This is a genomic window from Variovorax sp. OK605, assembly GCF_900115445.1.
In the GTDB taxonomy this organism is placed as follows: domain Bacteria; phylum Pseudomonadota; class Gammaproteobacteria; order Burkholderiales; family Burkholderiaceae_C; genus Variovorax.
The window spans coordinates 13,401-26,171 of the sequence record NZ_FOWL01000015.1 but is presented as its reverse complement, the minus strand read 5'-3'; the positions used below and the strand labels follow the sequence as shown (position 1 = coordinate 26,171).

Annotated in this window: 11 protein-coding genes; 7 read left to right on the top strand and 4 right to left on the bottom strand. The window is 71.0% G+C overall.

Annotation, left to right across the window (positions count from 1 at the left end):
• Nucleotides 1-57 precede the first annotated feature (57 nt).
• Genes BM013_RS30305 through BM013_RS41420 form a run of 3 tightly spaced genes read right to left on the bottom strand, consistent with a single transcriptional unit; the run spans nt 58 to nt 2,705 of the window.
• On the bottom strand, nt 58-1,464 hold the full coding sequence (locus tag BM013_RS30305) for a trypsin-like peptidase domain-containing protein (protein ID WP_093132037.1): 1,407 nt from the start codon (nt 1,462-1,464) through the stop codon (nt 58-60).
• Between the two features lie 3 nt (nt 1,465-1,467).
• Nucleotides 1,468-1,932: an energy transducer TonB gene (locus BM013_RS30300; RefSeq protein WP_093132035.1), complete on the bottom strand. Its 465-nt coding sequence runs from the start codon at nt 1,930-1,932 to the stop codon at nt 1,468-1,470.
• Between the two features lie 20 nt (nt 1,933-1,952).
• Nucleotides 1,953-2,705: a S1 family peptidase gene (locus BM013_RS41420; RefSeq protein WP_177225619.1), complete on the bottom strand. Its 753-nt coding sequence runs from the start codon at nt 2,703-2,705 to the stop codon at nt 1,953-1,955.
• A 144-nt stretch (nt 2,706-2,849) separates the two neighbouring features.
• Between BM013_RS41420 and alkB the strand changes: the two genes are divergently transcribed.
• Both alkB and BM013_RS30285 read left to right on the top strand, forming a co-directional pair.
• Entirely contained in the window at nt 2,850-3,497 is a 648-nt protein-coding gene (alkB, locus tag BM013_RS30290) for a DNA oxidative demethylase AlkB (RefSeq protein WP_093132031.1), read from the top strand.
• 5 nt (nt 3,498-3,502) lie between these two features.
• Entirely contained in the window at nt 3,503-5,353 is a 1,851-nt protein-coding gene (locus BM013_RS30285) for an ABC transporter ATP-binding protein (RefSeq protein ID WP_093132029.1), read from the top strand.
• Between the two features lie 52 nt (nt 5,354-5,405).
• Here BM013_RS30285 and BM013_RS30280 read toward each other — a convergent pair whose 3' ends face one another.
• Entirely contained in the window at nt 5,406-6,521 is a 1,116-nt protein-coding gene (locus tag BM013_RS30280) for a LacI family DNA-binding transcriptional regulator (RefSeq protein WP_256221778.1), read from the bottom strand.
• A gap of 135 nt (nt 6,522-6,656) precedes the next feature.
• Here BM013_RS30280 and BM013_RS30275 point away from each other — a divergent pair, with 135 nt between their 5' ends.
• Genes BM013_RS30275 through BM013_RS30255 form a run of 5 tightly spaced genes read left to right on the top strand, consistent with a single transcriptional unit; the run spans nt 6,657 to nt 12,757 of the window.
• Nucleotides 6,657-7,676 (top strand): TRAP transporter substrate-binding protein, encoded by a 1,020-nt coding sequence (locus BM013_RS30275; RefSeq protein ID WP_093132025.1) that lies wholly within the window; start codon nt 6,657-6,659, stop codon nt 7,674-7,676.
• Nucleotides 7,677-7,682: 6 nt separating this feature from the next.
• Entirely contained in the window at nt 7,683-9,578 is a 1,896-nt protein-coding gene (locus tag BM013_RS30270) for a TRAP transporter large permease (RefSeq protein ID WP_093132023.1), read from the top strand.
• Between the two features lie 37 nt (nt 9,579-9,615).
• Nucleotides 9,616-10,155 (top strand): VOC family protein, encoded by a 540-nt coding sequence (locus tag BM013_RS30265; RefSeq protein ID WP_093132021.1) that lies wholly within the window; start codon nt 9,616-9,618, stop codon nt 10,153-10,155.
• A 5-nt stretch (nt 10,156-10,160) separates the two neighbouring features.
• The gene (locus tag BM013_RS30260; protein WP_093132259.1) at nt 10,161-11,429 is read left to right on the top strand and encodes a ribulose-bisphosphate carboxylase large subunit family protein; all 1,269 of its coding nucleotides are present in this window, start codon (nt 10,161-10,163) and stop codon (nt 11,427-11,429) included.
• Complete coding sequence (locus BM013_RS30255) at nt 11,426-12,757, top strand: four-carbon acid sugar kinase family protein (RefSeq protein ID WP_093132019.1); 1,332 nt, start codon at nt 11,426-11,428, stop codon at nt 12,755-12,757. Before BM013_RS30260 ends, BM013_RS30255 begins: the two co-directional genes overlap by 4 nt.
• Nucleotides 12,758-12,771 lie beyond the last annotated feature (14 nt).

Here is a 12,771-nt window from a genome sequence, read left to right as displayed (position 1 = left end):
GCTAGGGACGCTTCGTGACGCTCGAATGACGCGGCACGGTGGCGCGGCCGCGCCGGGTCAGCACCGCGGCATGCCCGGGCGCGCGCAGATCGGCACGAAGATGCGCGTGGTGCCGCGCTGCACCAGCAGCGCGGCCGCACCGTCGGCCACGTCCAGCCCCTGCACCAGCGCCTCCGCGGTGTCGATGGGTTGGCCGTTGAGCGCCAGGATCAGGTCGCCCGGCTGCACGCCCGCGCGCGAGGCCGCCGCGTTCACGCGCTGCACCAGCAGCCCGCCGTCCACGCGCAGGAACTGCCGCTCGGCCGGTGCCAGCGGCCTCACGGCGAAGCCCAGGCGCGAAGGTGGCGAAGCCGCTGGCGCCGTGCCGGCGGCCGCGGGCAGGCGCGGTGTGTCGAAGCCCTCCACGCGCACCTCGAGCAGTTGCTCGGTGCGCTCGCGCCACACCCGCAGGCGAATCGCATCGCCCGGCTTCTGCTCGGCGATGAAGCCCAGTGCATCGGCCGCCTGCACCACGTCGCGGCCCTGCACCGACAGGATCACGTCGCCCGGCTTCAGCCCGCCGTTGTCGGCCGCGCCGCGCGGCTCCACGTAGTTGACCAGCGCGCCGGCCGGGCGCGGCAGGCGGAAGGTGTCGGCCAGCGCCTGCCCCACCTCCTGCACCGACACGCCGATGCGCCCGCGCGTGACGGTGCCGGTGGCCAGCAGCTGGTCCTTGATGCGCATGGCCGCGTCGATGGGAATGGCGAACGACAGCCCCTGGTAGCCGCCGCTGCGGCTGTAGATGCGCGAGTTGATGCCGATCACCTCGCCGCGCAGGTTGAACAGCGGGCCGCCCGAGTTGCCGGGGTTGATGGGCACGTCGGTCTGCAGGAACTGCATGTACTCCGCGCCCGGCAGCAGCCGCCCCTTGGCGCTCACGATGCCGGCCGTGACCGAGTTGCCGAAGCCGTAGGGCGAGCCGATGGCCACCACCCCGTCGCCGGGCTCCACGCCCGACGGCTCGCCGATGCGCACCGTGGGCAGGCCGCCCGCGTCGATCTTGAGCAACGCCACGTCGGCCACCGCGTCGAGCCCCACCAGCCGCGCCTTGAACTCGCGCCGGTCGGGCAGCTTGACGTTGATCTGCGTGCCGCGCGCCACCACGTGCGCGTTGGTCAGGATGAGCCCGTCCGCGCTCACGATGAAGCCCGTGCCCAGGCTGCTTTCGTCGGCCGGCGCGGGCTGGGGCTGCACGCCCGCGCCCGGCGCCAGGAAGAGCCAGCGGTCGCTGAAGCGCCGCGCCGGCGCCGACGGCCGCTCCACGCCGATGTGCACCACGGCGGGCCCGTAGTCCTTCACCAGTTGCGACAGGCCCGAAGCCGGCCAGGGCATGGCCGCGTGCAGCGGCGAGCCGGTTGCGAGGCAGGCCAGCGCGAGCGCGAGCGCACCCCTGGCCGCCGCCCTGCGGGCGCGCGAGACTCTCATCGCTCAGCTGTTGGTGACGAAGCTCAGCGTGAGCTGCAGCACCATCGGCTGGCGCATGTCGCGCGGCGGCGGCTCGGCCAGCGGCTGCGCGGTGAGCAGCGCGCGCAGGTCGGTGTCGGCCTGTGCGTCGCCCAGCGAGTCGAAGGCCACGCGATCGATCTTGCCGTTGGGCGCCACCCACACGCGCACCACCACCGGCGCGGGCGGAATGGGCTGCCCCTCTTTCAGCATGCGCGCCTGCATCCACGCATGCAGGCGCACCACCGTGTCGCTGGCCGGGTCGCTGAGCGACGACTGCAGCTGGTTGCCCGCGAGGTTGGCGTAGCTGACCCAGTGCTGCGGCACCTGCTGCTGCGTCTGCGCCATGGTGGCCATGGGGACGGCGGCGCCGGCAAGGCCCAGGCCGAGCCAGCCCAGCGCCAGGCGCAGGCGGCCCCAGCGGGGCGCGGTTTTCGAGGAAGCGTTCATGGGTCTTTCTGGAATGAAGCTCAGCCGCACAGCACACCGACCGACAGGGTCGATGCCCGCGCGGCCGGCGATTGCGTGGGGCTCAGCTGGGGACTGGCACTCTCGGTGAAGGCGATGTCGTGCGCGCGAAGAAACTGCCGCAGCTGCGAAGCCGGCACCGCGCGCACCTGCGTGGCGCCCGTCACCGCGGCGCTGGAAGACGCGCGGCTGAGCACCATGCCGCCCGCGTGCGGCGCGGCGGGCACGCGCTCCACCACCACGCCGAGCAGCAGGCCGTCGGCGCCCAGCACGGCGCTGCCGCTGGCGCCGGGCTTCACGCCCGAGAGCAGTTGCAGGCCGTCCACGCCCGGCACGGTCATCGCGTTGCTCAGCAGCGCGGCGCGGTCGGGCAGGCGCTGCAGCACGGCGTAGGCCTCGGCGAACACGCCCACGCTGTGGCCGGACGCCGCGTCGCTGAGCGCGAGCGTGGCGCTCAGGTACGGCGTGAGCGTGGTGCGCAGCACCGCCAGGTCGAGCTCCGGGCTGGCGGCAATCACCGCGGCCTGCGCCACCTGCGCGCCCTTGACGGCGAACAGCGTGCGGCAGCCGGTCACCGCGTGCCGCGCGGTCAGCACGTCGCCCGCGGCGTTCAGGAAGACGCCGCTGGCGTTGGTGTCGGGCAAGGCGGTGTCGGCCCGGGCGACGGTGAAAGCGGCACTGAAAGCGGTAGCCAGGGCGGCAACCAGGGCCAGGCACAGCCCGGCCAACGCCGGCCGGCGGAGGCGAGAGAACAAGGTGGCGGGGGGCATGGAGGCGGACGGTCGCGTGGGGTCTCCTGACAAGACGGAAGCCGGCACGCCGGACTGCGCTTTGTCACGAAAACTTCATAAAAAACCGCGCACGGGCCCGGGTACGGGAGGCTGGTGACAATGTCCCGCATGACGCTTGCCCTGTTCGACGACCCGCCCCGCGAGGCGCGCGAGCCGCTCGGTCCCGGTGCCTTCGTGCTGCCGGGCTTCGCCCTGCCCTTCGTCGATGCGCTGCTGCCGGCCATCGACGCGCTGACGGCGCGCGCGCCGTTTCGCCACCTCGTCACGCCCGGGGGCTTCACCATGTCCGTGGCGCTCACCAACTGCGGCGCGCTGGGCTGGACCAGCGACCGGCGCGGCTACCGCTACAGCGCCACCGACCCCGACAGCGGCCTGCCCTGGCCGCCCATGCCCGGGACTTTCGCGCGGCTGGCGCGTGAGGCCGCCGCCGCGGCCGGCTTCGACGGCTTCGTGCCCGACGCCTGCCTGGTCAACCGCTACGCGCCCGGCGCGCGGCTGTCGCTGCACCAGGACAAGGACGAGCACGACTACGGCGCGCCCATCGTCTCGGTGTCGCTCGGCATGCCGGCGCTGTTCCTGTTCGGCGGGCTGGCGCGCACCGACAAGGCCGTGCGCGTGCCGCTCGCGCACGGCGATGTGGTGGTGTGGGGCGGCGAAGACCGGCTGCGCTACCACGGCGTGCTGCCGCTGAAAGAAGAGCCGCACCCGCTGCTGGGCGCGCTTCGCATCAACCTCACATTCCGGAAAGCGGCCTGACACGCATGCAGACCCCCGACAAGCAACTCGACCCCGGCAACGCCATCCGCCAGCTCTACGTGGCGCTCTGGCACTTCGCCGAAGGCGCGCGCGGCCAGCTGCTGGGCGCCACCGCGCTGCTGGCCTCGTCGCAGCTCATCCGCCTCACGCTGCCCTACCTTGCCGGGCAGGCCATCAACTCGCTGCAGCGCGGCAACCTGGGTGGCGCCGGCCGCTGGATCGCGACGCTGGCCGGCGTGTGCGTGGGCGCGTGGGTGCTGCACGGCCCCGGCCGCATCCTGGAGCGCAACGTCGGCATGAAGGTGCGCGAGCGGCTGGCCGACGAGCTCTACGCGCGCATCGCCTGCGCGCCGCTGGCCTGGCACGACGGCCACCACTCGGGCGAGCTGCAGCACCGCGTGCACCAGGCCAGTCGGGCGCTGTCGGACTTCGCGCAGAACCAGTTCATCTGGCTCACCAACGCCGTCAACTTCGTCGGGCCGCTGGTGGCGCTGGCGCTGCTGTCGCGCACCAGCGGCGTGACGGCGCTGGCGGGCTACGTGCTGATCGGGCTGGTGATCGTGCGCATCGACCGCGCGCTGATGAAGCTGGCGCGCGCCGAGAACGACGCCGACCGCCGCTACGTGGCCGCGCTGCTCGACTTCCTGGGCAACGCCTCGACCGTGATCGGCCTGCGCCTGCAGGGCGCGTCGCGGCTGCTGCTGCGCCGGCGCATGGCGGCCATCTCGCTGCCGCTGAAGCGCACCGTGGTGCTGAACGAAGGCAAGTGGTTCGCGGTCGACGTGATGGGGCTGGCGCTGACCTGGGGCCTGGTGGTGGTCTACGTGTGGCAGGCGCGCGCGCCGGGCCAGGTGGTGATGCTGGGCGCGGTGTTCATGATCTACCAGTACGCGCAGCAGGCCGCGGGCGTGCTCACCTCGGTGGCCGCCAACTTCAGCTTCTTCGCGCGCATGCACACCGACTACAGCAGCGCCGAGCCGATCTGGCAGGCGCCGTCGTGCGACGTGCTCGCCGCGCCGCCCGAGCAGGTGCCGGAGCGCGAACGCATCCTTGCCGACGCGCCGTGGCGGCAGCTCGACATCCAGGCGCTGCAGTGGCGCTACGCCGCGCGCGGTGCGTGGCCCGAGGCGGCCGACATCCCGACCGATGCCCAAGCCGACACCGGCACCGAACCCGCGCGCAGCGGCCTGCACGACGTGGCGCTCACGCTGCGCCGCGGCCAGCGCGTGGCGCTGGTCGGCCCGAGCGGCGGCGGCAAGAGCACGCTGCTGCGCGTGCTGGCCGGGCTGTATCCGCCGCACAGCGGCACGCTGCTGTTCGACGGCCAGCCCATGGACTGGGCCCGGCTGCGCCGCGTGGCCACGCTGATCCCGCAGGAAACCGAGCTCTTCGAGGCCAGCGTCCGCGAGAACCTCGCCTTCGGCCAGCCGCGCGACGACGCGCTGCTGCTCGCGGCCCTGCGCACCAGCACCTTCGACGAGGTGCTGAAGGCCACCAGCGGCAACCTCGACACCGCCGTGTCGGAGCGCGGCTTCAACCTGTCGGGCGGGCAGCGCCAGCGGCTGTGCCTGGCGCGCGGCGTGCTCGCGGCGCAGGGCAGCTCGCTGCTGCTGCTGGACGAGCCCACCAGCGCGCTCGACGCCAGCACCGAGGCCCGCGTGCTCGCACGCATCGCCGAGGCCTTTCCCGACGCCTGCGTGATCGCATCGATCCACCGGCTGAGCCTGCTGGAGCGCTTCGACACCGTGGTGCTGATGGAGGCCGGGCGCGTGCTCGACCACGGCCCGCGCGACGCGGTGCTGGCGCGCCAGCCGCTGCTGCAGCGCATGACCGCGCCGGCCGGCGCGCACGCCTGAAGAAAGCACTGCCGGAAAGCGCTGGCGGAAAGCGCGTCGGAAAGCGCGTCGGCTAGGGCAGGTTCTCCCTGAAGATCACCTGGCTGCGCGTGGTCTCCACGCCGCTCAGCGCCTCGCGCTTGTCGCGCAGGTTGGTGAAGATGCGCACGCAGCTCATCAGCGTGGTGTGCGGGCTCTGCGTGATCACCGCGTCCATGCTGCCGTCGATCAGCAGCGCGCGCGTGTCGGGCGTGAGCCCGTGGCCGATGAAGACCACCTTCTGCTCGCGCCCCGCTTCCTTCAGCGCGCGCGCCACGCCGTCCGACGCGCCGCCGATGTTGTAGATGCCGCCCATGTCGGGGTGCTGCTCCAGCAGCGCGCGCGTCTGGCGGTAGTTCTTGCCCGCGTCGTCCTGCCCTTCGCGCAGGCCCACCACCTCGAGCCGCGGGAACATCTCGTCGATGACGTGCAGGAAGCCGGCCTCGCGTTCCTCGTGCGCCTTGTAGCTCAGGCTGCCCGCGATGAGCGCGACCTTGGCCGTGCGCGCGCCGATGAAGCGCCCGATGAGGTAGCCCGCCGTGCGCCCGGCCGCGCGGTTGTCCAGCCCCACGAAGGCCGCGCGCTCGGAGTTCGACAGGTCCGAAATGAGCGTGACCACCGGCAGCCCGCGCGCCGCCAGCGCGGCCACCGCCTCGCGCACCGCGGGGTGCTCCAGCGCCATCATCGCGATGCCGTCGCAGCGCTGGCCGTGCCGGCGCAGGGCGTCGGCCAGCTCGTGCGGGTTGAAGCTCTCGATGAACACCGTGCGGCACTGCACGTTGAACGGCGCCCAGTGCTCCTGCGAGTAGCCCACCATGTCGCCCAGCATGCGGATGAAGCGGTTGGTGCCGGCCGGCAGCAGGAACACCAGCCGCAGCGGCGGCGGCGTGAGCGCCGCGTACAGCTCGGGGCCCGGCAGGTAGTCGAGCTCGCCCGCGGCCTTGAGCACGCGCTGCACCGTGGCGTCGCGCACGCCGGGGCGGCGGTTGAGCACGCGGTCGACCGTGGCGGTCGAGACCTGCGCGGCGCGGGCGATGTCGACCACGCGGGCGCGGCGCGCGTCAGGCAAAGCCGCCGTGTCCGCTGCCGGCGCAGGTGCCGATACGGGTGCCGAAGCCGGCGCAGAAATGATTGAAGGGTTTTCCCGCATACATCAAAAACCATCAGCCAAAAGTTTGACCCGGATCATGCAGGCTTTTATCTTCGCTGTGACTCGAATTGAATGGTGCATCAGATTGCATCATTCACACCGCCAGCTCAGAAGACTCACGGAGACAAGACACACATGACCTCGCTGACCCGCCGCAGTGCCCTGCGCACGCTTTCCGCCCTCCCTGCCGCCGGCATCGTGTCGGCCGTGCCGCGCATCGCGCGCGCCGCCGAGTTCTCGTACAAGTACGGCAACAACCTGCCGCTGAGCCATCCGCTGAATGTGCGGGCGCAGGAGGCGGCCGACCGCATCGCCAAGGAAACCAAGGGCCGCGTGGAGATCAAGATCTTCCCGAACAACCAGCTCGGCGGCGACACCGACATGCTGGCCCAGGTGCGCTCGGGCGGCATCGAGTTCTTCACGCCCTCGGCCCTGGTCATTGCCACGCTGGTGCCGGTGGCCGCCATCAACGCGGTGGGCTTCGCCTTCAGCGACTACAACCAGGTGTGGGCCGCCATGGACGGCAAGCTCGGCGCGCACGTGCGTGGCGCCATCGCCAAGTCGCGCCTGTATGCCTTCGAGAAGATGTGGGACAACGGCTTTCGCCAGACCACCAGCAGCAAGGCTGCCGTGGCGAATGCCAAGGACATGGACGGCCTGAAGATCCGCGTGCCCGTGAGCCCGCTGTCGATCTCGATGTTCAAGGGCCTGGGCGCCGCGCCCGCCAGCCTGCAGTTCAGCGAGGTGTACTCGGCCCTGCAGACCAGGATCGTCGACGCGCAGGAAAACCCGCTGCCCATCATCCAGGTGGCCAAGCTGTTCGAGGTGCAGAAGTTCTGCTCGCTGACCAACCACATCTGGGACGGCTACTGGTTCATTGCCAACGGCCGCGCCTGGGACGCGCTGCCCGACGACCTGAAGACCATCGTGGCGCGCGCCATCAACGAAGCCGGCATGCAGCAGCGCGAAGACATCAGGAAGCTCAACGAGTCGGTGGTGGGCGACCTCCAGGCCAAGGGCCTGGCCATCAACCGCCCCACCGCCGACAGCTTTCGCGCCAAGCTGCGCGAGTCGGGCTTCTACGGCGAATGGAAGGGCCGCTTCGGCCCCGAGGCCTGGGCGCTGCTCGAAGGCGCGGTCGGCAAGCTGGCCTGATCACCCATGGCGCATGAATCGACTTTCGAAGCGGCCACCTTCGCGGGCGCGGGCCCTTCGGCCAACCCGCTGAGCGCGCTGGCCGCGCGCGCCGACCGGACGATCGGCGGCGCCGTGGAGGCCATGGCCGCGCTGCTGGTGCTGGCCGAGATCTGCGTGCTGTTCGCCGGCGTGGTGTCGCGCTACGTGTTCCATGCGCCGCTGGTGTGGTCGGACGAGCTCGCCTCCATCCTCTTCCTGTGGCTGTCGATGCTGGGCGCCGTGGTGGCGCTGCGCCGCGGCGAGCACATGCGCATGACCGCGCTGGTGCAGAAGGTGCAGCCGCAGACCCGCGCCATGCTCGACGCCTTCGCCATTGCCGCGTCGGTCGCGTTCTTGGTGCTCATCATCTGGCCGTCGATCGACTACGCGCACGAAGAGTCGTTCATCGTCACGCCCGCGCTCGAGATCAGCAACGCATGGCGCGCGGCGGCCATTCCGGCGGGCATCGGCATCATGCTGGTGATGGCGCTGCTGCGCCTGTTGCGCGTGTGCACCGGCCGGCAGATTGCCGTCGCCCTGCTCGGCATGGCCGCGCTGGTCGGCGCCTTCTGGCTCGCGGCGCCGCTGTTCGCCACGCTCGGCAAGTTCAACCTGGTGATCTTCTTCGTGGTGGTGGTGGCGGCCACGGTGCTGTCGGGCGTGCCCATTGCGTTCTCGTTCGCGCTGGCCACCTTCGGCTACCTGGCGCTCACCACGCGCACGCCCATGCTGGTGATGGTCGGGCGGCTCGACGAAGGCATGTCGCACCTGATCCTGCTGGCGGTGCCGCTGTTCATCTTCCTGGGCGCGCTCATCGAAATGACCGGCATGGCGCGCGCCATGATCCAGTTCCTGGCCAGCCTGCTGGGCCATGTGCGCGGTGGCCTCTCCTACGTGCTCATCGGTGCCATGTACCTGGTGTCGGGCATCTCGGGCTCCAAGATCGCCGACATGGCGGCCATTGCGCCCGTGCTGTTCCCCGAGATGGTCAAGCGCGGCGCCAAGCCCGGCGACCTGGTCGCCCTGCTGTCGGCCACCGGCGCGCAGACCGAGACCATTCCGCCGTCGATCGTGCTGATCACCATCGGCTCGGTCACCGGCATCTCGATTGCCGCGCTGTTCACGGGCGGCCTGCTGCCGGCCGTGGTGCTGGGCGCGGCGCTGTGCGCGGTCGTGTGGTGGCGCTACCGCCGCGAAGACCTGAGCGGCGTGCAGCGCTACAGCAAGCGCGAGATCGGCAAGCTGCTGATGGTCGCGCTGCCCGCGGTGCTGCTGCCCTTCGTGATCCGTGCGGCCGTGGTCGAGGGCGTGGCCACCGCCACCGAGGTGTCGACCATCGGCATCGTGTACTCGGCGCTGGTCGGGCTCTTCGTGTACCGGCAGTTCGACTGGAAGCGGCTCAAGCCGATGCTGGTCGACACCGCGTCGCTGTCGGGCGCCATCATCTTCATCGTGGGCTGCGCCACCGCCATGGCCTGGGGCCTCACGCAGTCGGGTTTCTCGCAGGACCTGGCGCGGGTGATGGGCACGCTGCCCGGCGGGGCCTACGGGTTCCTGGCGGTGTCGATCGTCGCCTTCATCGTGCTGGGCAGCGTGCTCGAAGGCATTCCGGCCATCGTGCTGTTCGGCCCACTGCTGTTTCCCATTGCCAAGGCCGCGGGCGTGCACGAGGTGCACTACGCCATGGTCGTCATCTTCTCGATGGGCATCGGCCTGTTCGCGCCGCCCTTCGGCGTGGGCTACTACGGCGCGTGCGCCGTGAGCAAGGTCAACCCCGACGAAGGCATCAAGCACATCTGGGGCTACATCGGCGCGATGCTGGTCGGCCTGGTGATCGTGGCCGCGTTTCCGTGGTTCTCGACCGGCTTCCTGAAATTCTGAACACAACAACACACTCACATCCACGGAGCCAACTGAAATGAGTCGATTCCTCGGCGAGATCCGCCAACTGGGCTATGTCGTGCACGACATCGAAGCCGCCATGGACTACTGGAGCACCAAGCTGGGCGTGGGCCCGTGGTTCTACAACCCCAAGGTGCCCATCAAGAACTACCGCTACAACGGCGAGGCGCACGAGCCGCACAACTCGGTGGCGCTGGCCAACTCGGGCTACGTGCAGGTCGAGCTGATCCAGACGCGCAACGACGTGCCCTCGATGTACCGCGACTTCCTGCAGGCCGGGCGCACCGGGCTGCAGCACGTGGCTTACTGGACCGCCGACTACGACACCGACCTGGCACGCCTCACCGCGCAAGGCTTCAAGCCCGTGATGAGCGGCGAAGTGGGCGAGCGCGGGCGCTTCATCTACTTCGACACCGAGTACCACCCGGGCACCGTCATCGAGCTGTCGGAAGTGGCAGGGCCGAAGGGCAAGATGTTCGACCTGATCCGCAGCGCCTCCGAAGGCTGGGACGGCAGCGAACCGGTGCGGCCCTTTCCCGACCTGAGCAAGCTGTGAGCACGATGGCGCCCGAACGCATCCGCGCGCGCTACCTCATCGAGACGCCGCACGACCTGGCCGCCGTGGCGGAAGTGATGGCCGGCGAGCAGTCGTGCGGCACCTTCACCCGCGTCGAAGGCGAGACCGATGCGCTGCGCGAACGGGCGCGCGCGACGGTCGAGGCCATCACCGAGCTGGATTCGGCCAGCGTGCCTTCGCTGCCCAACGCGCTGCTCGAACGCAAAGGGGCGAAGGGACCGTGGCGTCGCGCGCATGTCGACATCGCGTTTCCGGTAGCCAACATCGGCGCGAACCTGCCGACGCTGGCCGCGACCGTATCGGGCAACCTGTACGACCTGGGCGAAGTGACCGGGCTGCGGCTCGAATCGCTGCAAGTGCCTGCCGCCTACCGCGCGCAGTTCGACATGCCGCGCGTGGGCATTGCAGGCACGCGCCGCGCGACCGGCGTGGCGAGCGGTGCGCTGGTCGGCACCATCATCAAACCGAACGTGGGCCTCTGCGCCGCGGAGACCGCCGAACTGGTCGGCCGGCTCTGCGCCGCGGGCGTCGACTTCATCAAGGACGACGAGGTGTGCGCCGACCCCGCGCACGCCCCGCTGGCCGAGCGCGTGCCGGCCGTGATGGCCGTGGTGCGCGACCACCAGCAGCGCACCGGCAAGCACGTGATGGTGGCGTTCAACATCACCGACGAGACCGACGCGATGAAGCGCCACGCCGACCTCGTCGAGCGCGAAGGCGGCTCCTGCGTGATGGCCAGCCTGAACTGGTGCGGCCACTCCGGCATGCAGACGCTGCGGCGGCACACCGCTCTGGCGTTGCACGGGCACCGCAACGGCTATGGCGCGCTGTCGCGGCACCCGCTGCTGGGCATCTCGTTCCAGGCCTACCAGACGCTGTGGCGGCTGGCGGGCGTGGACCACATGCATGTGCACGGACTGCAGGGCAAGTTCTCGCAACCCGACAGCGAAGTCATCGAATCTGCGCAGGACTGCTACACGCCGCTGACCGATGCGGCGGACGACCGCGTGATGCCAGCGTTTTCTTCCGGCCAGTGGGCCGGCACCGTGCCCGCGACTTGGCAGGCCATCGGCAGCGACGACCTGCTCTTCATGGCGGGCGGCGGCATCCTCGCGCACCCCGACGGCGCGGCGGCCGGCGTGACCAGCATCCGGCAGGCCTGGTCGGCCGCGCGCGCGGGCGTGCCGCTGGCGGAGGCCGCCAAGGACCAGCCCGAGCTGGCGCACGCCCTCGCCTTCTTCGGCAAGCCATGAGGCCGCGTCCGGCGGTCGTCTATTACGGCGACGATTTCACCGGCGCCACCGACACGCTGGGCACCGCCGCGCGCGCCGGGCTGCGCGCGTTGCTGTTCCTGAAGACGCCGGACGCGGCGCGGCTCGAACGCGCGGGTGCCCTCGACGTGCTCGGCATCGCGGGCGCCGCGCGCGCCATGACACCCGACGAGATGCAGGCCGAGCTGCGGCCCGTGGCCGCCCTCTTCCGCTCGCTGGGTGCGCGCGTGCTGCACTACAAGACCTGCTCGACCTTCGACAGCGCACCGCACATCGGCTCCATCGGCGCGGCCGTGCGCGTGCTGCGCGCGGCCGTGCAGCAGCCATGGACCGCGATCGTCGGCGGGCAGCCCAACCTGGGCCGCTACTGCCTGTTCGGCAACCTGTTCGCGGCGGCGGGCAGCGGCGGCGAGGTGTTCCGCATCGACCGCCATCCGACGATGAGCCGGCACCCGGTGACGCCCATGGACGAGGCGGACCTGCGCGTGCACCTGTCGAAGCAGGGTCTCCCGGACGTGTGCTCCGTGCCCTTCACGGCGGCGTCGCGCGGCAGCGACGCGCTGGACACTGCGCTGCGCCAGGCATTGAAGTCGCCGCCCGCGGACGCCGTGCTGTTCGACGTGGCGGATGCATCGCAACTCGCGGCCATCGGCGACGTGCTGTGGGCGCGCGCGCGGAACTCGACGATGCTGGCGGTGGGGCCCAGCAGCGTGGTCGACGCGCTGGCGACGGCCATGCCCGCATCGCGCGAGGGGCGCGGTGGTGCAACGGCCGAGCGAGCGCGCGTCACGCCCGCGCGGGGCCCCGTGCTCGTGCTGGCCGGCAGCCTGTCGCCGGTGACCGCGCGCCAGGTGGCCGCATCGTCGTCGTTCGACATCGTGTGGCTCGATGCGCAGAAGCTAGCGCAACGCGACCCGTCGGCCCTGGCCGGTCATGCGGAGGCGATCGCGTACAGCCTGGGACGCGGGCACAACGTGCTGGCATGCACCCGCACACCCAACGCAGCGCCCTCAGGTGCCGCGCTCGATGCGCAAGCCCTTGCACGCGCTGGCGGCGACCTGCTGGCGAAGGTGCTGGCGACAACCCCGCTGAAACGCGTCGGCATCGCCGGCGGGGATACCTCGAGCCACGGCGTGCAGGCGCTCGATGCGTGGGGGTTGTCCTATGCGGCCGACATGGGCGCCGGCGCGTCACTGTGCAGGGTGCACAGCGACGATGCGACGCTCGATGGCATGGAGATCATGCTGAAGGGGGGGCAGATGGGGACGGTGGATGTGTTTGAGAGGTTGGTGCATGGGGACGTTGCCTGAACCCACTCGCAGTT